The organism is Tepidibacter mesophilus (assembly GCF_002724055.1).
GTDB classification, from domain to species: Bacteria; Bacillota; Clostridia; order Peptostreptococcales; family Peptostreptococcaceae; genus Tepidibacter_A; species Tepidibacter_A mesophilus.
In genome coordinates, this window is the sequence record NZ_BDQY01000005.1 from 117,102 (window position 1) to 139,632 (window position 22,531).

18 protein-coding genes and 1 riboswitch are annotated in these 22,531 nt (G+C 29.6%); of the genes, 3 read left to right on the top strand and 15 right to left on the bottom strand.

Translation table 11 applies throughout. The annotated features are described in order from the left end of the window. The first annotated feature begins 64 nt into the window (after positions 1-64). Positions 65-1,129 (top strand): reductive dehalogenase domain-containing protein, encoded by a 1,065-nt coding sequence (locus Tmeso_RS05500; protein WP_099189037.1) that lies wholly within the window; start codon positions 65-67, stop codon positions 1,127-1,129. 113 nt (positions 1,130-1,242) lie between these two features. On the opposite strand, the gene Tmeso_RS05505 is transcribed toward Tmeso_RS05500, so the two are convergent. From Tmeso_RS05505 to pflB, 7 genes are all read right to left on the bottom strand, one after another. Then, positions 1,243-1,662: an EamA family transporter gene (locus tag Tmeso_RS05505; protein WP_099189039.1), complete on the bottom strand. Its 420-nt coding sequence runs from the start codon at positions 1,660-1,662 to the stop codon at positions 1,243-1,245. A gap of 3 nt (positions 1,663-1,665) precedes the next feature. Continuing rightward, entirely contained in the window at positions 1,666-2,331 is a 666-nt protein-coding gene (locus Tmeso_RS05510) for a YczE/YyaS/YitT family protein (RefSeq protein ID WP_099189041.1), read from the bottom strand. Between the two features lie 51 nt (positions 2,332-2,382). Then, positions 2,383-3,327: a class I SAM-dependent methyltransferase gene (locus Tmeso_RS05515; protein WP_242967877.1), complete on the bottom strand. Its 945-nt coding sequence runs from the start codon at positions 3,325-3,327 to the stop codon at positions 2,383-2,385. A gap of 183 nt (positions 3,328-3,510) precedes the next feature. Further along, positions 3,511-4,110: an S-layer homology domain-containing protein gene (locus tag Tmeso_RS05520; RefSeq protein WP_099189045.1), complete on the bottom strand. Its 600-nt coding sequence runs from the start codon at positions 4,108-4,110 to the stop codon at positions 3,511-3,513. Between the two features lie 256 nt (positions 4,111-4,366). Beyond that, on the bottom strand, positions 4,367-4,708 hold the full coding sequence (locus tag Tmeso_RS05525; protein WP_099189047.1) for a rhodanese-like domain-containing protein: 342 nt from the start codon (positions 4,706-4,708) through the stop codon (positions 4,367-4,369). A gap of 26 nt (positions 4,709-4,734) precedes the next feature. Then, entirely contained in the window at positions 4,735-5,058 is a 324-nt protein-coding gene (locus Tmeso_RS05530; RefSeq protein WP_099189049.1) for a thioredoxin family protein, read from the bottom strand. Positions 5,059-5,275: 217 nt separating this feature from the next. Continuing rightward, positions 5,276-7,510 carry a formate C-acetyltransferase gene (gene pflB, locus Tmeso_RS05535; RefSeq protein WP_099189051.1) on the bottom strand — a complete coding sequence of 745 codons (2,235 nt, stop codon included), beginning with the start codon at positions 7,508-7,510 and terminating at the stop codon, positions 5,276-5,278. 61 nt (positions 7,511-7,571) lie between these two features. Beyond that, positions 7,572-7,660: riboswitch (ZMP/ZTP riboswitch) on the bottom strand. Between the two features lie 349 nt (positions 7,661-8,009). Here pflB and Tmeso_RS05540 point away from each other — a divergent pair. Beyond that, positions 8,010-9,278, top strand: a complete 1,269-nt coding sequence (locus tag Tmeso_RS05540) for an ammonium transporter family protein (protein WP_099189053.1) — start codon at positions 8,010-8,012, stop codon at positions 9,276-9,278. 335 nt (positions 9,279-9,613) lie between these two features. Here the strand turns inward: Tmeso_RS05540 and Tmeso_RS05545 are convergent, their stop codons facing one another. The 8 genes from Tmeso_RS05545 to Tmeso_RS05585 all read right to left on the bottom strand — a co-directional run bounded on the left by Tmeso_RS05545 (position 9,614) and on the right by Tmeso_RS05585 (position 21,819). Then, the gene (locus tag Tmeso_RS05545; RefSeq protein ID WP_099189055.1) at positions 9,614-11,905 is read right to left on the bottom strand and encodes an S-layer homology domain-containing protein; all 2,292 of its coding nucleotides are present in this window, start codon (positions 11,903-11,905) and stop codon (positions 9,614-9,616) included. Positions 11,906-12,273: 368 nt separating this feature from the next. Then, on the bottom strand, positions 12,274-12,948 hold the full coding sequence (locus Tmeso_RS05550) for a corrinoid protein (protein WP_099189057.1): 675 nt from the start codon (positions 12,946-12,948) through the stop codon (positions 12,274-12,276). A gap of 29 nt (positions 12,949-12,977) precedes the next feature. Beyond that, entirely contained in the window at positions 12,978-14,303 is a 1,326-nt protein-coding gene (locus Tmeso_RS05555; protein WP_099189059.1) for a Na+/H+ antiporter NhaC family protein, read from the bottom strand. Between the two features lie 35 nt (positions 14,304-14,338). After that, positions 14,339-15,412: a uroporphyrinogen decarboxylase family protein gene (locus tag Tmeso_RS05560; protein ID WP_242967878.1), complete on the bottom strand. Its 1,074-nt coding sequence runs from the start codon at positions 15,410-15,412 to the stop codon at positions 14,339-14,341. Between the two features lie 524 nt (positions 15,413-15,936). After that, positions 15,937-17,373, bottom strand: a complete 1,437-nt coding sequence (nhaC, locus tag Tmeso_RS05570) for a Na+/H+ antiporter NhaC (protein ID WP_099189063.1) — start codon at positions 17,371-17,373, stop codon at positions 15,937-15,939. A 55-nt stretch (positions 17,374-17,428) separates the two neighbouring features. Continuing rightward, complete coding sequence (locus tag Tmeso_RS05575; RefSeq protein WP_099189064.1) at positions 17,429-18,622, bottom strand: MalY/PatB family protein; 1,194 nt, start codon at positions 18,620-18,622, stop codon at positions 17,429-17,431. 211 nt (positions 18,623-18,833) lie between these two features. Then, positions 18,834-20,870, bottom strand: coding sequence for a sigma-54 interaction domain-containing protein (locus Tmeso_RS05580; protein ID WP_099189066.1), 2,037 nt, complete (start codon positions 20,868-20,870; stop codon positions 18,834-18,836). 37 nt (positions 20,871-20,907) lie between these two features. Then, positions 20,908-21,819, bottom strand: a complete 912-nt coding sequence (locus Tmeso_RS05585; RefSeq protein ID WP_099189068.1) for a LysR family transcriptional regulator — start codon at positions 21,817-21,819, stop codon at positions 20,908-20,910. 130 nt (positions 21,820-21,949) lie between these two features. Here Tmeso_RS05585 and Tmeso_RS05590 point away from each other — a divergent pair, with 130 nt between their 5' ends. Continuing rightward, positions 21,950-22,372 (top strand): OsmC family protein, encoded by a 423-nt coding sequence (locus Tmeso_RS05590; protein WP_099189070.1) that lies wholly within the window; start codon positions 21,950-21,952, stop codon positions 22,370-22,372. Positions 22,373-22,531: the final 159 nt, after the last annotated feature.

Sequence of the window (22,531 nt, forward strand, 5' to 3'; positions counted from 1 at the left end):
ACATGTAATTATATAGTATAATTGACCTATATAACTCTATTCTTTCAAAAGGGGGAAGACTTTTATGAAAAAAGTTGATGAAAGAGACACGATATTTGCAAGGGCAAATTATAAAAAGGGGTCATTCGCTTATGAGGATTATTATACTAAAAACCCAGATAAAAAATCTATAGATGATAGCATACGAAGTAGGCCCAATCTATGTGAAGAAGGAGGTATGACCTACAACCAACTCAATAGTGCTATACCTAAAGCTTCATTTCAATTCCTAGGAGATATAATTCACTTGTGTGAAGGCCATATAAATTCAGAAAAAGTTATATTTAGTAAAAAAGTAATAACAAAAAGAATAAAAGGACTTGCTAAAAAATACGGTGCGGATTTGATTGGAATAACTAAACTTCAAGATTATCATTTCTATACGCATAGAGGAAGACACGAAGAAGACTATGGAGAAAAAATAAATTGTAACCATAAATACGCAATAGTATTTGCATGTGAAATGGACAAGGATATGATAAATAGAGGTCCTATGATATCCGAAGTTATAGAAACATCTAAATGTTATGTTGACACAGCTATAGTAGGCATGATACTTAGTTACTATATAAGAAATTTAGGATATGACGCTCGTAATCATATGGATTCAAACTATTTATTAATGCCTGCTTTAGTTGCACAAGATGCGGGACTTGGCGAAATAGGAAGAAACACAATACTAACAACAAAACAATATGGTTCTAGAGTAAGACTTGGGGTTGTAAGCACAGACTTAGAGTTTGAAATAGATAAACCCATATCATTTGGACTTGAAGATTTTTGCTCTTTATGCAAAAACTGTTCCTTTACATGTCCATCTCAGTCACTATCTAATGAAACTCAAAAATTCAATGAGGATAAATTAAACTGGGTTATAAATCAAGAAACATGCTACATAAAGTGGAGATATATAGGAACTGATTGTGGTATGTGTATAGCAAGCTGCCCTTTCAGTCAAGAAATGGAATCAATTAAAAACATAGACACATTTAAAAATAATGAACAATTGATAGGAGAAGTACTAGGTGAATTCAGAAAAAAATACGGCAAAAGACCATTCGTCCCCGGAAACCCAGATTGGCTACGATAAAGCCAAACTTAATCCACATGAAGCCTTAGTACTTTCCTTATAAAAAAATGGAGCTTATTAAATTTAATAAGCCTCATTTTTTCATTAACAATATAATACCTACCGTTTTAAAATTACTTTTTATTCATAAGAATTAACCCTAATACACTTATACATATTCCTAATACATTAATCATCGATAATCTAGTTTTAAAAAAACATATACCTATAACTATCAATATAATAGACGTTATAATATTTACAAATAAAGGAACTACATTTATACTCCATCCATTTCTATAAGCTAGTAAAAAACCTATCTCTATACCAAATATTGCAATCCCCAGTATATAACTAGCCCAATTTAATTTCTTAAACTCCAATATAATATCTTTGTTTTTAAAAATAAATATAGATAATATAGATAATATAAGTGCAATAGAATAAGTTCCTACCATAGATACTGCAGGATTTATACTTTCATTTATGTATTTACAGCATATATGATACATAACACTTGTCAATATAACTAACATAATTGAAAAATAATACATTACTTATTTTCCTTTCCTCAAGTCCACATTATGGGCTACTAATCTATAATCATCTACAATAGATCTGTGAACGACATCACTTGTGTCAAACTTAAATAATTCAAATATCCACTGTATAGCATACCCTATTCCAAATACATAAATTACAGTACCTATGCCCACAGGCGCTCCAAGAATAATACCTATAATTAAAGCACACATCTCTATAAAATTTCTTATAAAGCTAACAGATTTTCCTGTTTTTTTAACCATAACCACCATAAGTCCATCTCTTGGCCCTGTTCCCAGCTGAACCTTCATATACAAATAAGTTCCAAATGCCATAAATATAATGCCTATAACCATCATAATAATGCCTTTAAACATATTGTCACTAACAGGTATTATATTAGAATCATTTATTACATCTGTAAATACGCCTATAAGGATCATATTAAGTATAGTTCCCCATCCTGGTATTTGTCCCTTAAACGTAGTAAATAATACTATTACAACACCTGTAAATATTTGTATACTTCCCAAACTCATTGGTATATGCTTTATGACTCCTATATGAAAAGCATCCCACGGCCCAAGCCCTATATTTGCATTAACTTCAAGTATGATTCCTATTGAACACACTATAAATCCAAATAATAAAGTACTAATTGTATTTATAAATTTTTTCATAGCTTATCTCTCCCGTGTCATTATGTTCAATAATTATATCATACCTTATATTTAATTTGTTAATTTAAGTACTATTTGGCTATATTTTTCTTCAAAATCAACTTCAAATCCTTCAAATATATCTTTAACCAAATTTAACATATAATCTTTTGACTTAGTTCTATATTTAAAACCAATTTTCTCTCCTATTTTTTCTTGTTTTTTATTTTTTACTGAAAAAGGTAATACAATATCAACTTTTCCTTTGAACTCTTTTGTGATTTTGTATATGCATTTGTAAAGTCTTGTTAAATTACTATCATCAAAAAATTCTGCAAATCCGTTGCACAGAACTATTAAATTATCAAAACCTTCAAAATCATTTTTGTATATGTACTCATCAAAATAATCAAATATAGACACATTGTATCTACTTATTTTAGATTCTTTACCAAACATTTTTGAAGCTAAATTTTCATTGTTTTTAAGCCATTCTCTATCTATATCTACATTAACTATTTTGTAATGTAAGTCACTATCTATACCTTTCATTATCCTTTCAATCTCAAGACTATCAAATCCTCCTCCACAACCTATATCTATAACTGCAAAATCTTCTTTAATATTAAATACATAATCATGTAAAACTTTATTTACAAACTCAATAACAATATCTCGTCTCCAATTAATAGGAGGTGCTATTTTTTCAAGCATTTTTTTATCTACTATTTTATTTAATCCACTTCCATGTGACTTGTTTAAATGACAATAAAAAGTAACCTCTTCTGTTCCAGGTCTTTTGCTCATTATGTTTGCACACGAACTAAGTTTTGTAATCATATTTCCTAAAGCTGTAAGTTTATATTGAGATTCTGGAAGATCTTTATCTTTAAAGCTACTTAAAAATATTTTTTCTCTTTCAAATTGATAGTAAAATTTATTATCGTCAATCGCAATGTTATCCCATACTTTTTTTTGATTATTTACCTCGTCCCATCTTTTTGTAAAATTATTCATATTCATTTATCCCCTTTTATTGTAATTTATACTAACATGTAGCATATTCTTATATTACTATATTTTTACTTAGCAAAGCAAAAAACCAATGGATTAATCCATTGGTTTTAATAATTTATATAATTATTTTATTTTTATGTAAGCATTTTAGGTTATTATATATAATACCTTGTTATTTACATATTATTTAAATATTTTAGCATTTAAAGTATTATTTACTAATAAAGCCACAGCTCCTCTATCAGCTTTTTCTGTTGCACTTGTAAACTTAACATCGGAAGTTATCTTTACATCAGTAGCTTTTGATATGTAGTTTTCTGGCCAACTTCCCTTTAATAACTCATCCTTATATCCCAATGCTCTAACTAACATTGTTATAGCTTCTGCATAAGATACCTCTGCTGCTGGTTTAAAAGTTCCATCTGGATATCCTTTGATTAATCCTCGCTCTACAGCTACATTTATGTATCCTGAAGACCATCTTGATGATTCAACATCATTGAAATTAGTAACTCCATTAGCTTTAGCTACTGAATTCCCAATGCCTAAAGTTTCAACTAATATTTTAGCAAATTGCTCTCTTGTAACTTTCATTTCTTCATGATACTTCCCATCATCCATACCATTTACTACTCCTAAAGCTGATAATCTTTCTACAGCCTGTACTACTTTTTCATCTGTATTTTGACCCATTTCTGGCATTGCTGCGTATGATGTTCCAATTAATCCAAGTGTAACTACTCCAGCTAATACTAAAGATTTAAATCTTTTAGTGTTTTTCATTATGTAACCCTCCTATAAACTAAATTTCAGTTATTTATATGGTAATTAAGATATTTTCTCAGAATATTATATTTTTTTATGCTTTTTTATAATATCCAAACTACTTCTATAGCATCAATTATACACATTTTTTGGCACAATTTAAATTGAAAATACTTTAATTGTATATTACAAATTGATTACAATAAAAAATGACAACAAATATTGTACATTATCAATCGAATATCCAATATACTTTTATATTAATATATTTTTATTATTTGTATTTTATAGCACTGTGTATTCCTCTGCTTAAGTTATATAGGTTATTAAATCCTGACTTGCTAAGTATGTTAGATGCTCTTTTACTTCTAACTCCTGATGCACAGTATACTAAAACAGGTTTATCTTGATATTTTTTTATAGAATTAATTTTTAGATTCAATTCATTAACAGGTATATTTTTTGCTTTTGGTATATGACCCGATTTATATTCATCCAATGTTCTAACATCTAATATGAGCATATCTTTATTTTCTTTTATTAATGCTTGTACTTCTTCTCCATTTATATTTTGAAAATTAGATTTTCTACCAAATAACCTTTGCATAAAATTCATAATTTCAACTCCCTGTTTTTATATTTTTAATAAAATAACTCATAATATCTTTTTATACTATAATCAATTTTTTCTAAGTTAATATATCTAGCTTCTCTTATTGATTCCTTTCCTTTAATGAATACAAGAATAGCTGGTATGGTGAAGATATTAAACTGAGCTGATGCTTCTAAATTTTTATCTACATTTATTTCTACTAATTTTATCTTAGGATATAACTTTAACAGTTCACTTACTTTAGGTTTAATTATATTGCATACACCACACCCTTCATTCCCAAAATAAGCTATAACTATATCATTTTCTTTTATTAAATTATTAATACTATCTTTTGTATATAATTTATCCATTAATTAATAACCTCTTTTATTTATATTTTATAATCCATCTATAAATTACAATATTACAATATTATAATTTACAAGTCAAGCTTTTTTATAGCAACTATAAAAAATATTATTTTTATTTACTTATTAATATTATCCATAAAATAAAACCTAATTCATATAGAATTTTCACCAAATAAAAAAAAGATAGAGAATAACCACTATCTTTCTTATATTTAAATTACATATTTCCATGAAAAGTTCTGTTTATAACATCTAGTTGCTGTTCTCTTGTTAATTTTATAAAGTTAACTGCATATCCAGATACACGGATTGTAAGCTGAGGATAGTTTTCTGGATGATCCATAGCATCAAGTAGTGTTTCTTTGTCAAATACGTTAACATTTATATGATGTCCTGATTGAATAAAATATCCATCAAGTAAATATTTTAAGTTGTTTACTCTTTCTTCTCTAGTTTTTCCTATAGCTTTAGGCACAACAGTGAATGTGTAAGAAATTCCATCTTGAGAATGTTCATATGGAAGTTTAGCAACAGAAGATATAGAAGCTAAGCATCCTTTTGTATCTCTTTTATGCATCGGATTTGCACCTGGAGCAAATGGTTCTCCAGCTTTTCTTCCATCTGGAGTACTTCCAGTTTTCTTACCATAGACTACATTTGAAGTTATAGTAAGTATTGATTGAGTAGGTACAGAATTTCTATAAGTCTTGTTTTTTCTTATCTTATTCATAAATCTTTCTACTAAATCATTAGCTATTAAATCAACTGCATCATCATTGTTTCCAAACTTAGGGAAATCACCTTCTGTTTCAAAATCAACAGCCATACCATTTTCATCTCTTATAACCTTAACTTTAGCATACTTTATAGCTGATAACGAGTCAGCACATACAGAAAGTCCAGCTATACCACAAGCCATAGTTCTGAATACATCTCTATCATGTAACGCCATTTGAGCTTTCTCATACGAATACTTATCATGCATATAGTGAATTACATTTAATGTATTTACATATAAATTAGCAAGCCAGTCTAACACCATATCGAATTTTTCCATAACCTCATCGTACTCAAGATATACAGAAGTAATAGGGACTAATTTAGGACCTACTTGAATTCCTTTCTTTTCATCCTTACCTCCATTTATACTATATAAAAGTGCCTTAGCAAGATTACATCTAGCTCCAAAGAACTGCATTTGTTCACCTATTTTCATTGCAGAAACACAACAAGCTATTCCGTAATCGTCTCCCCAATAAGATCTCATTAAATCATCATTTTCATATTGGATAGAGCTTGTATCTATAGAAACCTTAGCACAGAATTTTTTGAAGTTTTCTGGAAGATTTTTAGACCAAAGTACAGTTAAGTTTGGCTCTGGAGCAGCGCCTAAAGTATATAAAGTATTTAACATTCTAAATGAGTTTTTAGTAACAAGCGTTCTTCCATCAACACCCATACCACCTATCACTTCAGTTATCCAAGTTGGATCTCCAGAGAATAAATCATTATATTCAGGAGTTCTTAAGAATCTAACCATTCTAAGCTTCATAACGAAATGATCAATTATTTCTTGTGCTTCTTCTTCTGTCAAAACTCCATTTTTTATATCTCTTTCAAAATATATATCAAGAAAAGTTGAAACTCTACCTAAACTCATAGCAGCTCCATTTTGATCTTTAACTGCTGCAAGGTAACCAAAGTACGTCCATTGAACAGCTTCTTTAGCATTTTCAGCAGGTCTGCTTATATCAAAACCATATTCTATAGCCATTAATTTAAATTCTTTTAAAGCTTTTATCTGGTCAGATATTTCTTCTCTTAATCTTATAGTATCTTCATCCATTGACATAACATTTAAAGATTGTTTTTGATTTTCTTTGTCTTCTATCAATCTATTTATACCATAAAGAGCTACTCTTCTGTAGTCTCCTATTATTCTCCCTCTACCATAAGCATCTGGAAGACCAGTTATTATACCAGCACTTCTAGCTGCTTTCATTTCTGGAGTATAAGCATCGAATACTCCGTCGTTATGAGTTTTTCTGTATTTAGTAAAAGCTTCTTTTATAGAAGAATCTAGTTCATATCCATAAGCTTTACATGAATTTTCAACCATTCTTATTCCACCAAAAGGCATTACAGCTCTTTTAAGTGGAGCATCCGTTTGAAGCCCCACGATTATTTCTAACTCTTTATCTATATATCCTGCTTTATGGGAATTTACAGTCGAAACAGTTTTAGTATCAACATCAAGAGTTCCACCTTTTTCAATCTCTTGTTTAATCAAACCTGAGACCTTATCCCATAATTTTTTAGTTCTACCTGTAGCTTCAATTAAAAATGTTTCATCGCCCTCATAAGGATTATAATTTTTTTGAATAAAATCTCTTACATTAATTCTTTTAGTCCAACTTCCTTTATTAAATTCTTTCCATTCTTTTCTTAACATAAAAAATACCTCCTTGACATTAGTTACTTGTCCAGAGGTATACAAAAAGACCATCTGGACATAGTAGTGCCCAGGCGGTCGGCTTATTTAATTCAAAACCACATTCCCTCGTAGTTAATTCCACGTAATCCGCCAGTCATGTGATTTCCTTAATTTTTTATATCTAGTATATTTTTATATTATCATTATGCTTGTTTAACGTCAATATACAAAAAAAGAAAATAAAACTACAATAACAGGTGCACATTTGCATCTTTTCTTTGGTTTTATGTATATTATTGTAAATTTTTAGTTTTATTTATATAGTATTAGTGTTATTATAAAAACATACTAGAAAATAATGTTTCTGTATTTTTATATCGCATATTTTGTTAATATTATAACATATAATCAATCAAAGTCATCATTAGGTGTAATTTACAGTTTTATAATGTTAAATATAATCAAAATTAACCGTGTAGAGAAAAATATTACTTAAAAACCAGGAGGAGGAAAACGTATGCCACAAGAACTTAGAATAGAAAAACATGAGGTTTCATCAAAATCAGCTTCAAACAAAGGTATACTTATATTTTTTTTAATTGCTATAATTTCTATTGCTCTTGCTTTTATTCCTGCATTAAATGACAATGTTGCAACTGATATAGCTAATGTTAATGCTAACAGTAGTCATACATATAATTCTTCAACCGAATATGGAACAATCCTTAACATATTGAACTATGGACAATCTATACATATTCTTGCAATGTTATTAGTTGGTTTTGGATTTTTAATGGTTTTTATAAGAAAACATGGTTTCAGTTCTATTACAGCTACATTTTTAGCTGTTAGTATTGCAATCCCCTTATACATGTTAATTAAAAGTTTTGGCGGAGAGCATTTTGTAATGTCAACTATTGATATCAAAACTTTTTTATTTGCAGAATTCGCTGCAGCCAGTCTTTTAATCGCCATTGGAGCTCCCCTAGGTAGACTTAAAATGGATCAATATCTATTAATGGGCTTATTATTTATACCAGCATATATATTTAATGAGTGGTTAATTCTTGAAAGTGGCTATTTTCACGGATTTCTTGATACAGGTGGTTCAGTAGTCATACATGCATTCGGTGCATATTTCGGACTAGGTGTAGTCAGCAACACAATCTATAGGTTTAAAGATGAGCCAACTTGCGAAAGTGATTCTAAAAGTGATTCTATAAGCAATCAATTCTGCCTTTTAGGAAGTATGATTCTTTGGATATTTTGGCCATCATTTACCAGTGCAATTGTTGCCCCTGAAAGAGTTGTTCTTACTGTGATTAACACAGTCTTTGCTCTTTGCGGTGCAACTTTGGCAACTTATATTTTTTCAAAAATTATTCGCGGTAAAATAGAGATTGAAGATATTGCAAATGCTGCTTTAGCTGGTGGTGTAGCCATTGGTTCATTATGCGATACTACTACACCAGGTTATTCAATGCTAATAGGAGTTGCCGCAGGAGCACTTAGTACAATTGGATATAGCATACTTGCTCCAAAAGTAGAAAAACTAATCAAAGGTACAGATAGTTGTGGAATCAATAACCTACATGGAATGCCAGGTATCTTAGGTGGTCTTAGTGCAGTCTTTGTTACTGGAAATACAGCTATTCAACTAGGAGGAATTATAACTACAATTATAATTGCTTTTGTTACTGGTAAAATTACCGGTTCAATTATTCCGTTAATTGGTAATAAAGAGGTTATTTATAGCGATGAAGATGAGTTTATAACAAATCACTAAAAATATATTGTATTTTAAAATGCGAGTAAGATTTTATTATCTTACTCGTGTTTTTTTGATGAATAGTTACTGTAATTACAACATACTACTAAGTTTTTTAATTGTAACTTATTGATATACTATTTTATATATTTTGTATTTTTTATTATTTTTACTTGACAATCTTTAGGAATTGCCCTGCTGGTTAAATCTATTTTCACTTACTTTCATCTCCTTTCACTTTTGCTGACTCCTTTAAAAAGTTAGCAAAGTATAAAAAAGCCTAGGAAAAATTTATCTCTCCTAGACTAGTTCTATTTAATAATATATATTTTAGATTTTAGTTAGTTCAAATTTTATAATACTGATTTATTATCTGTCAATGCAGTTTTTGTACAATCAACACTTTCTCCTCCTGCATTTACTGAATAAACTCCTAATTGAGTTGCTCCTGCTGGAAGGTCTGTATCTGCTGCTATTGTTACTTTTAATTCTGTTTTATCTTTTGCTACTGTTCCTATTGCATCTCCTACTTTTACATTTGATGCATCTAAGTAGTATACTTTGTAGCTTTCTACATCTGAATCATCTGCTGCTTTTGTGATTGTTACATCTCCTGATATTTTATTCTCTTTATTGTCTCCATCTGTAAATGTTAATCCTGTTGCTAAGTTCGTTGGTAATACTACAAATGATTTATCATCTGTCAATACAGTTTTTGTACAATCAGCACTTTCTCCTCCTGCATTTACTGAATAAACTCCTAATTGAGTTGCTCCTGCTGGAAGGTCTGTATCTGCTACTATTGTTACTTTTAATTCTGTTTTATCTTTTGCTACTGTTCCTATTGCATCTCCTACTTTTGCATTTGATGCATCTAAGTAGTATACTTTGTAGCTTTCTACATCTGAATCATCTGCTGCTTTTGTGATTGTTACATCTCCTGATATTTTATTCTCTTTATTGTCTCCATCTGTAAATGTTAATCCTGTTGCTAAATTCGTTGGTACACTTTCGGCAACACCACTTGCTTGTACTGCTACTGTAGCACTACTTTGTCTAGCAGTTCCTGTTGTAGTTCCTGATGATGCTTTTGGAGTTACTTCAAACTTAATTGTTCTTCCCTCTAATGTTTTATCTACTACGTATGTCTTACTAGTTGCACCCGCTATAGCTACAAATGAATCTCCTACTCCATTATTTACTAACCATCTAAATGTTGATGTTCCTTCTGCATTACCCTCGGAATCTGTGAATGTATAGTTTCCCGTTAATATTTCTCCTACTCTTGCTGTACCAGTAATTGATACTGAGCTAGCTACTGGTGCTGAATTATGGCTTGAACTAGAACTACTACTTGATGAAGATGTTCTACTTACAGAACTAGATTTTGACCCTTCTATCTTTCTTACATCTCCACTTCCGCTTACCTTAGCTCTTTCATCAGCATCTATTGTATTAATTTTGGTATTTCTAGCTACATATATATAGGCATCCTCTGCATCATCTTTTATAGATACTTTAGATATTTCTCCTTCTTCTAAATAAAGATCGGCGTCTTCTACTTCTATATACACATCATCGAATTCACCTTTTAATGTAACTTTATGATCGTCTTCAACAGATACGTCATCAAATCCTGATTTTGTTAATTTATCACTTCCTGATGAATCCTCTTCAAGTATTGCTCCTGATTTCAATGTAACTGTATCTATAGTTGTACTTCCTTGTGCAACCAATCTTACCTTATCATCTTTTTTATCAACAACTACTTTTCCTAAATCACAATCTTCAAGATATATACTTTTTTCTCCACCACCATATATATATGTAGTTCCTTTTACTGTAACATCTTCAAGATATACTTCTCCGTCTCCTACATCTGATGATATTGTAAGATCTCCATCTATTGTTTTATTTTTTAGTCTATCACCTTTATCATCTATTACTACATCTTCATCTTTATTTTTTGATTTTTTGTCATCTTTAGAACTATAACTACTACTTGAAGATGAGGATGAAAATCCTGATCCTTTGAATTTTTTATAAATTACAGTCACAGCTTCTGCCCTAGTTATATATTTTTCTGGTCCAAATGTTCCATCTGGATATCCACTCATATTTTTAGAATCTACTAATGAACCTATAGATTTTTTGCTCCAATCTGCAATTTTATCTGAATCTTTAAAGTTCTCGCATACATATCCCTTATTATCATATTGTTTATTAAGTACTTTAGCCATAATTACAGCTACTTCTTGTCTTGTAATTTTATTATTAGGTCTTATAGTATTATCTTCATATCCTGATATATAGCCTTTTGCTTTTGCTTTTCTCAGATCTTCATAAAACCAATCTTTAGATGATACATCTTTGTAATTAATATCATAAACTAACTTTAAATTGAAAGCTTTGTTTATTAATGATATAAATTCTGCTCTTGTAATATGATTATCTGGCTTAAATGTACCATCACTATAACCACTTACAACTCCTTTATTTACTAATGATTTAATTTGATTTGCTGCCCAATGATTATTAACATCTGAAAAACTAGCAGCAAAAGAAATTCCCATAGATCCAACTACCATAGATGCACTTAATATGATAGCTATAGTACTTTTACTATTTCTTTTTAATAGTCCCATACTTATCCCCCTCTTTTATACTTAGGTATTAATACCTTTCCAAACCTAATTATACAATATTTTCCATGAAATACATACATATATTTATATATTATTTCTTATATATTTTATAGTTTTTTATAATGTATTATTGAAAGCCTATAATATTTTTATTCTTTATCATAATATGAATATTAAAAAATTTTTCTATTGATTTACTGATTAAAAATAATCGCTATTTCAGTTTTTCCATTAATTTTATTTATAGTTTAAAATTTATATAACTTCTTCATATATAAAAATGTAAGATTCTTTATCTAATATATAAACAAGACCAGTATAAAATAATCTTATACTGGTCTTTACTGTAAGTGTAAATTTTACTAATTTTACAATTCAAATTTTGGGATTTTTAGTTTTTTCACCAATTCTCTTCCTAGTTTAGCCGCTTTAGATGCTTCTCGGGCATAACCATCTGCTCCAATTTTTTTAGCATAACTTTGAGATATAGCCCCTCCGCCAACCATAACAATTATATCTTCGCGTATACTTTCTTCTTTTAACAACTCAATAACTTCTTCCATATTTTTCATAGTAGTTGTAATAAGTGTAGAAAGTCCAATTAAGCTTGCTCCTACTTCTTTTGCTTTATTTACAAATTCAATAGAAGGTACATCCCTTCCTAAATCATAAACTTCAAATCCCGCAGTTTCTAACATAATTTTAAATAAATTTTTCCCTATATCATGAGTATCCCCTTCAACAACCCCTACAACTGCTTTAAATTTTTCTTCACTAGAATCAGATTTTATATTTGATTTTAAAATATCTATTCCAGCATACATAGCATCCGAACATATCAGCAATTCTGGTATATAGTATTCTTCCTCTTCATACAGTTGCCCAGCTTCTTCCATACCAACAGCTAATCCATCCTTTATTCCTTCATATCCATCAAAATTGTTTTTTACATACTCTCTAGCAACATCTGCTACCCTTTCGTCTTCCATATCTACAACACAAGCGCATAATTCTTTTAATAATTTTTCTTTCAATTCTTCCATAATTTATCCTCCTTATCTAAACTATTTCTTTATGCAATATTTTCTGCTTCACTGTTTTTACTTTTTTTCAGTTTAGGAAAACCTAGATATATCGATATTATTCCAAATATACCTGTTAGTACTGGATAATATAAGTATTTCATAATTTCGATTGGTGTAATAGATGCAACTCCAGCCGCTACTAATAATTGAGCTCCATACGGTATAATACCTTGACAAGAGCAAGCAAAAATATCTAGTAAACTAGCTGTTCTTCTTGGGTCAATATCGTATTTTTGTGATATGTCTTTCGCTAAAGGTCCTGCCATTAATATAGAAATAGTATTATTAGCTGTACTTAAATTCACTAAACTAACTAATGCTGCTATTCCTAATTCTGCACCTTTTTTAGTTTTCATTTTGCTAGTTATTAGATTTAATAGGTAGTCAATTCCTCCGTTATACTTTATAAGTTCAACAGTTCCACCAATGATTATAATTGTTACTGATAAATCTTGTAAATTTCTCATACCTGTAGCCATGGCTTGAAATAGTTCATATATTCCAAAGTCACCACAAATAATTCCTATAGATCCCGAAAAAATAATTCCTCCAGCTAACACTAACATTACATTCATTCCTGATAAAGCTGCTATAAGAACGCCTATATATGGTAATACCTTCACGATTTCATATGGGTGAGATCCACTTATCTGAGTTTGTCCACTTGGTGTTAAAATCCATAGTAAAACTATTGTAATTACAGCTGGTAACAGTACAATAAAAAAGTTCATTTTAAACTTATCTGCCATTTTACACCCTTGGGTTCTAACAGCAGCAATTGTTGAATCTGAAATCATAGATAAATTATCTCCAAACATTCCTCCACCAACGACTGCTCCTAATGCTAGTGCAACAGGAATTCCTGTATTCTCTGATATTCCTACAGCAATTGGAGCTAACGCAACTATAGTTCCCATAGAAGTTCCCATTGATAATGATATTAAACAAGCTATGAAAAACACTCCAACTATTAATAAATTCTGAGGTAAAAATGATAACCCTAAATTAACTGTTGATTCTACTCCGCCTATTTCCTTTGCAACTTGTCCAAAAGCTCCTGCTAAAATCAAAATAATAATCATAAGTATAACATTTGTTTCTCCTGCTCCTTTGCAGAAAATCTCAACTTTTTTTTCTATATTTTCTTGTCTATTCATTAACAAAGCAACTGCTGCTGATATAGTGAATGCAACTATAACAGGCATCTTGTAAAAATCTTTTGTAATAATCCCAGTTCCTATAAAAAGAAGTAGAAATACTCCTAGAGGTAGTAATGCTAAAGGATTTCCCTTTTTAAAATTATTATTTGTCATTAAAATTTCTCCTTTTTAATATAATATTTTTCACTTTATAATTGCTTAATATTAATAGGATACCTACCAAATATTCTGGCTGCATCCATAAGAGCCAATATTTTATCTGGATCTGTTCCTATAGGCACATCGCATCCAGTACTTAAAATAAATCCTTTAGGACTATCATACGCTTTACGTATACATTCTTTAGCTTCATTATATATATCTTCTCTTGTTCCTCTCATTATCGCTTCTATAGGATCTACATTCCCTATTAAACATACTTTATCTCCAAATTGTTCCTTAAGTTCACCTATATCTTCTATGTTATCTAAACTTAAGTTACTTATTCCTACATCAACCATATCTCCCCAAACTTTTTTTGTTTTTCCACAAATATGAAGAGTAGTTCCACTTCCTCTTCTTTCTATAATTCGATCCATACATTTTTTTAAATACGGCTTTGCAAATTCTCTAAATTTCTTAGAACTAATCATAGTACAAGATGCAATTGGTTCTGCAAGACTTGGACTTAATCCTAAGTCACACACTGCATCAATATAATTTATAATACTTTGTGTTGAAATTTCTAAAAGTTTATGTGCCATTTCAGGATTTTTAGTTAAGTCTTTTAAAAATACTTCTGTCCCTCTTAAGAAAGCTGCAGTTGTAAAAGGTCCTCCTACAGAACTTCCTACACCCACCTCATGACTAATCTTTTCATTAGTTATTTTAAGTGCTTCTAAAAAATATGATATTCTTCCATCCTTATAAGGCTCTATAGGTTTCAATTTATGAATATCGTTGTAATCACTTATAGCAGGTTTACTTATGTATGGTGTGCTATCCTTAGGAAAAACAACCCCACTACCCATAGCTTCTGGTACTCCTTGAAGTCCTGGCCCAAATCCAATACTATCAGGTCTAAACTTTTCGAAACTTCCAACAGCAACATTTACAAGTGCTTCTATTGAATGATTGTACTCTCTAATTGAATGTCCGAACATAGAAGAACAGCTTTCTCCTAAAAATGGACAACAAGGAATCCTGTCAACTTCTTTTCCTTCAGAAAACGCTTGCATCCTTTCTAAGGGAGTCATTTCATCAGGTTTTATAATATAACTCATTTAAAGTCCTCCTTATAATATATAATCTACTTTATCTACTACCGATTTAAATGTTTTTCAAAACTATCTCCAAGTAAAGATTCTACATTGTATGCCTTATTTTTACAAATCGATTATTCTTATACCATTTTATTCCTGTATAAAATTTTTTTATAATCTAATTTATATTTTACTTTTTAACCAAAATAAAACGGTACCCAAAGATTGGATACCGCAAAAGTTTTTACGTATTTCATATAAAAATCTCTATTTTAAAATTCTCAAATTAGCTATAAACCTTAAGAATAACCCTACAGAGAATATTCCTAAACTTATAATCCATGCTCTTAACCCAAAAGGGGAAATCAATAAATTAAACCCACATATACAGTAAATAACATAATGAAATAATATAACTAATGAGTTCTTTGAAATACCTTTTATTTTTATTATTCTCAAACATAAATAAGTCATTCTTAAATTAATAAAAACAAGAAGAACCCCAATAATATCCTGAATTATATAATAATAATGAAATTCCATATCTATTCATTATTTTCTAAGCAAGATGCGCTCATATTTTGAACTTCTAATTCATCATCAAATGTAGTCATTGTAATTCCTGTTGCTCCATAGAAAAATGAAATAATAGGTGTAATCCAGTTTAAAAAGCAATATGGGATAAACTCATATGGACTTACACCAAGTGTTTGACTTGCAAATATAGCATTTGAATTCCAAGGAATTAATGGTGCTCCAAGCGTGGCTGTATCCTCTATAATTCTCGATAAATTTTCTGGTTTAAGTTTAAATTCCTTATAAAGAGGCGTCATTAAAGTTCCTACAAGTACAGATGTAAACATCATTGAAGAACTAAAAGCATTCGTGAAATAACTTACAATAAATGTACAACCAACAAGTTTGACTCTTGAATTCCCTATTTTTGAAATCATTGGATGTAAAAGAGCTTCTAGAAATCCAACTTTTTGTAAAATTCCAGCTATTAAAAATACTATAAATACTAGTAATACAGTTTCAGCCATACTCATAATTCCACCACGATTTAATAATTTATTAGCATAAACCATACCTGTATCAATCGAATATCCTGATAAAAGATAATTTAAAATATCAGAGATAGTTTCCCCTTGTCTAAATACCGCAAGGACACAACCGACAACAGCCGAACTAAGAATAGAAACAATTGCTGGTTTTTGCATAAGTAACAGAACAAATAAAAATATAATAGGTATAAATTCAATAAATCCTATTTTAAAATTTGAATCTAAAATACTTAAAACTTGATTTATTTGATTATAATCAATAGTTTTGTCTGCATATTTAAATCCAATTACCGTATAAAGAACTGCTGAAATAACATATGCAGGTCCTGTCGTATATATCATGTGCTTAATATGGGTAATTAAATCTCCTCCACAAACTGCTGGAGCAAGATTCGTAGAATCAGACAATGGTGACATCTTATCTCCAAAGAAAGCTCCTGAAATAATTGCACCTGCTGTTAATCCTGCTGGTACTCCTAGGCTAGAACCAATACTAATCATAGCTAGACCAGCAGTTCCAAGCGTTCCCCAAGAAGTACCAGTTGCAAGCGAAGTAAGAGAGCATAAAAGCAAAGTTGTAAGTAAAAAATATTTAGGAGTAATAATCTTTAGTCCACCATAAACTATAGAAGGAATAGTCCCAGATGCAATCCAAGCACCAATCAATACTCCTACAGATAATATTATAATATTCGACTGAAATGCATCCTTTCCCACATCATATGCAAACTCTTCTAATTCGGAATTTTTATACCCCAACCTCATAGAAGCAGGAATAACAATTAACCAAGATAATAAAAACATAGTGATAATAGATGCCCCAAATCCAATCATACCTACCATTACTAACGTTATAATTGCAAGTATAAGAGTTAGCGAATATCCAAAGGTTGGTTTTTGCTTTACATTTTCTTTCATTTCAACGTCCTCCTTAGACTTTATTATTTTTAATCAAATTATTATTATAGTTTTTTTATACAGAAACACTTTTATTTAATGAATCAACAGCGCTTTTAATTCTTTCTAATGATTCTTTAACCATAGATCTTGGACATGCTAAATTAATTCTTTGATAACCTTTTCCTTCAGGTCCAAAAGCTAATCCTCCATTAAGTGCAACTTTTGCTTTTTCCTTAATTAAATTGGATAAATCATTATCATCTAATCCTAAATCACTAAAATCTAACCATACTAGATAAGTACCTTCTGGTTTTACTACCTTTATCTGAGGAATATTTGTTTTGATATAATCAATTAAAAAATCAATGTTTCCTTCAAGATATTCTAATAATTCTTCTAACCACTCTTCTCCATGATTATAAGCAGCTTCATTAGCCACAAGACTAAAACAATTGTTTCTTTTTATGTCTATTGTAGTAAAAGCTTTATCTAACATTTTATAGTCATCTTCATTTGGTAAAACTACTACTGAAGTTTGAAGTCCTGCTATATTAAATGTTTTAGTTGGTGCAATACAAGTTATACTATTTTTAGCAAACTCATCACTAATAGAAGCAAATGGTATATGTCTATAGCCTTTAAAAATAATATCACTGTGTATTTCATCAGAAATAACCTTTATGTTATTCTTCAAGCAGATTTCTCCTAATTTTATAAGTTCTTCTTTTTCCCATACTCTTCCAACAGGGTTGTGCGGATTACACAAAATAAATAATTTAACATTTTCATCTATTTTACTCTCTAAATCTTCATAATCCATGATATATCTTCCACTTTCATCTTGTTTCAATGGATTTACAACTAACTCTCTATTGTTATCCTTGACAACATTAGCAAAAGGACTATACACAGGCTGTTGAATTATTATTTTATCACCTTCATTTGTGAGCTGTTGTATCAAAAGACTTATTGAAGGTATAACTCCAGGGCTGTAGATAAGCCATTCACTTTTAATATCCCAATTATGTCTTTTTTTAACCCAGTTAACTATAGATTCGTTATAAGAATCAGGTCTAGTTGTGTAACCATAAATCCCCTGATCAAGCCTTTCCCTAATAGCATCTACTATGCAAGGAGCTGTTTTAAAATCCATATCCGCTACCCACATAGGAAGTAAATCGTTACTTCCATATTTTTTATCCATTTCAGACCACTTGGCTGAAAAGTTATTGCTTCTATCAACTATACAATCAAAATCATACTTCATATTAAAAACTCCTCCTAATTAAAAATAAATATTTTTCATATAAATATAATTAGCAAATATGATGCCAAAACTACAAAAACTTTTATATTTTATTGAACCTATTTGTTTTTCAATATTCATTAATAATAATTTTTTAAATTTTCTTAATCCCACACTAATTTAAATTATTTTAAATGACAAATGGGTTAAACAGCAAAACCCAATTCACCATTTAACCCATTTTATTATTTTCTAAAAATTTTAGACCACATTCATTTATTACACTTCCGCCTCTGCCTTTCAACACTTGAATTAATCCTAACTCATTCAATTCCAATAGAATAGCTCTTATTTCTTGTTCTGATAAAAATATATCCTTTTTCAAAGCAATATTATATATTTTTTTTCTTCCGATTCTTTCTTTTTTTTCATAAGATTTTTTAAGCTCATTTAAAACAAATAAATAATCTTTTTTATCTCGATTAAACTCATATTCTTTAACATCACTATGTTGAAAACAATCAATATCTTCTATCATATATTTAGGAAGGTGATGTAGTTGTATCCTCTTTTCATTTAGATTTGCTAAATATTCTATTACATTTCCAAGTTCCCTTACATTTCCCTCCCAATTATAATTTAAAACTAACTTTTCAACTTCATCACTCAACGAAAATATTGATTGTAATCCTTTTTTTATGTCCTCAATTATAGGAATAATATCTTCTTTTCTTTCTCTTAGAGGGGTAATGTTTAGTGGTAGCACATTTAATCTAAAATATAAATCCTTTCTAAACTTTTTTTCTTTTACTAGTTCTTTTAATTCCCTATTTGTAGCAGCAATAATCCTAACATCTATATCTAACAATCCATCAGAACCTAGTCTCCTCACTTGTTTTTCTTGTATTACCCTTAATAGCTTAGCTTGTAAATTCAAATCCATTTCTCCTATTTCATCTAAAAACAAAGTGCCGTTATGTGCAATTTCAAATAAACCTACTTTTCCTCCTTTCTTGGCTCCCGTAAACGCTCCTTCTTCATAGCCAAACAACTCACTTTGCAATAAACTCTCTTGAAAAGTCCCACAATTTATAGCCACAAAAGGACCTTTTTTTCTATAAGATTCGTTGTGTATAGCTTGAGCAAATAGTTCTTTTCCCGTTCCAGTTTCACCTATTATTAAAATAGAAGAATTAGATTTAGCCATTCTTTTCGCAATTTCCTTAGTCTTATTCATTTCTTCACTAACACTTATAATATTATCAAAAGTATATTTACTCACATGACCCTTTTTAAGAAGCTGAGCTCTTAATTTTGTCTGTTTTTTTTCTAAATAACTAAACGTTTTTAATTTAATTATAAATCCATCAAAATTATTGAATTTAACGTATTTCACTTCAAAAGAGACATCACATCCATTTACTGTAATAAGTTTTTCATTCAAAGACTGCTTTTTATCAATAATTTCATCAAAATTTATTCCAGTTATATATTCACCTATATATCTACCAATCATTTCATTTTCATCTATATTTATGATTTTTCTAGCTATATGACTATAAAAATACACTATACCTTTAGTATTAGTGCAAACAATTCCATCATCTAAAACTTTCATAAGTATGTCAAATTGATTTTCAAGTTTATTCGTTTCTCCTAATAATTTTTCTAATCCATAACTGTTAGTTATAGTATTTTTAAAATACCTTTGTATCTTTTCATCACCCATTAAATGATCTAAATTTAGTTTTACTGCAACATCGACTATAGTACTCAAATCAAGCACTCTATGCCCTATATCTATAACTTCTTCAACCTTATCTTTAATTAGCCCTGTTTCTCCTGGGGTTATAGCAATATTAACTTCAGGTAGTTTTTTCATTTCAGGGTAACATGGTATTAGATTTATATGGTCAATACCTAATTGATATATTAATGAAATAGTTTCTAACGACATATCTAAAGTTAAATTGAATAATAACACATCTTTTCCTTTTTCAATGTCCTTGACCTTATCAATACTCGATTTTGTAAGAGTAATTCGAGGTATTATTATTTGTGCATCCTTATGTGTATGTTTTTTTACTTCATCGTACTTTAAGTATGTTGATAATAAAACTAATTTTTCTTTTATAAATTCAATTTTCTCATTTTCAAATGCATATAATTTTATTTTTATATTATCACCTAAAAAATCTTTTATTTGTCTAGAATAAATTTTTGCAGCTTCATTTTTGAACGTTACAATAGCTAATTCTTTATTCTCCATATCCGACCTCTTTCTTTTGTTTTTTGACTTTTTAAATTTATATTTTTCCACTCATACAATACTGTATCGGAAGAATTTCCTTAGTGACCTTCAAAAAAGTCTGTAAGGCAGGCGACATCCATTTATCCTCATGGTAAATTACCTGTGTCAAAAACTCAAAAGAAGGACCAGACCAGTTTAATTCAACAAGCTTCCCTTTTGATAACTCTTCTTCAACTGTAATCTTTGGTAAAAGTATTATACCCAATCCACTCATCGCAAGCTGCTTCATAGCTTGAATATTTCCTATTTCCATAATTGCTTTAGGAGTCACTCCATAATCACTCAATATAGAAATCATAGTTCTGCGATAACTACAATCTTCCTCTGCTAAAATAAGAGGATACTTAACAATATTTTGCGGATATACATCTGAATATTTTACAAGAGAGTGACTCGGTTCTGCTAGTAATACTAACGGTTCAGGTACAGCTAATTCAACAATAAATTCAGAATTTGTCATCATATTATCTAGGCAAAAAGCTACATCAATCTGATTATCTATTAAAAGTTGTTTATGCTCATTAGATTTTATAGTTCTTAATATTATTTCAATATCAGGAAATTTATGGTGAAATACTTTTAGCAGGGTATGTAATCGTGTTGTACATATTGATTCCAATGCACCAATTTTTACAACCCCTTTTGTCATAGATCTATCTGTGACTATATTTTTTGCTTGTTCACAAAGATTAATAATCTCTCTTGCATAAATAAGGAATTTCTCCCCCTCATGAGTAAGAGAAATATTCTTTCTAATTCTTTCAAACAAGCAAACTCCAAGCTCAATCTCTAACAACTGTATTTGTGATGTAATAGTAGGTTGAGTATATCCTAATACATCCGCTGCTCTAGTAAACCCGTTGAGATCAGCTACCGTAATGAAGGTTTTTAGTTGACGAAATTCCATATACTTCTCCTTTCTACATCCATAAATTTTTTATATGATTATGATTTATTATATCAATTTTTCTTTTTTTATACTATGAGTTATTATTTAGTTAAACGCATACAAAATTATAAACTAGGAGGAATTTATTATGGCACTAAACGCAGTAGTAAAATGGATGGGGGAAGGAATTGTATTTGAAGGTACTACTCCAGAAGGGGCAAAATTAGTTATGGCTGGCCCATCAGAAATGAATGACGGAAAGGTATTAGGACCTAAACCAATCGAAGTACTTCTTCATGCCGTTGCAGCATGTACAAGTGTAGATACAATTGCAATGTTAAAGAGTAAAGGAGCTGAAATTTCCGAATACGAAGTAATCGTTACCGGAGAAAGAGGTTGTGTAGCTCCAAAGCCAATCAATAAAATGCATCTTATTTACAATATCAAAGGTAAAAAAATGAATTCAGATATGCTAAAAGAAATACTAGAAACTGCTTTTTCAGTAGAAAGTGGTGTAGCAAATACATATAAATCAAATATAACTTGGTCTTTTAATCTTATTGAAGAATAGTATTATATCTCTTTTATTTGTATAATAAATTTAATTTATCTCTTAATATAAAAGTAAAAGGTATTAAAATATAAATATTTTAATACCTTTTACTTTGCAAATATAGTTCATTCACTTTAATCAGATCAAAAGGTCTACTACTTCAAAATCAAAATATCG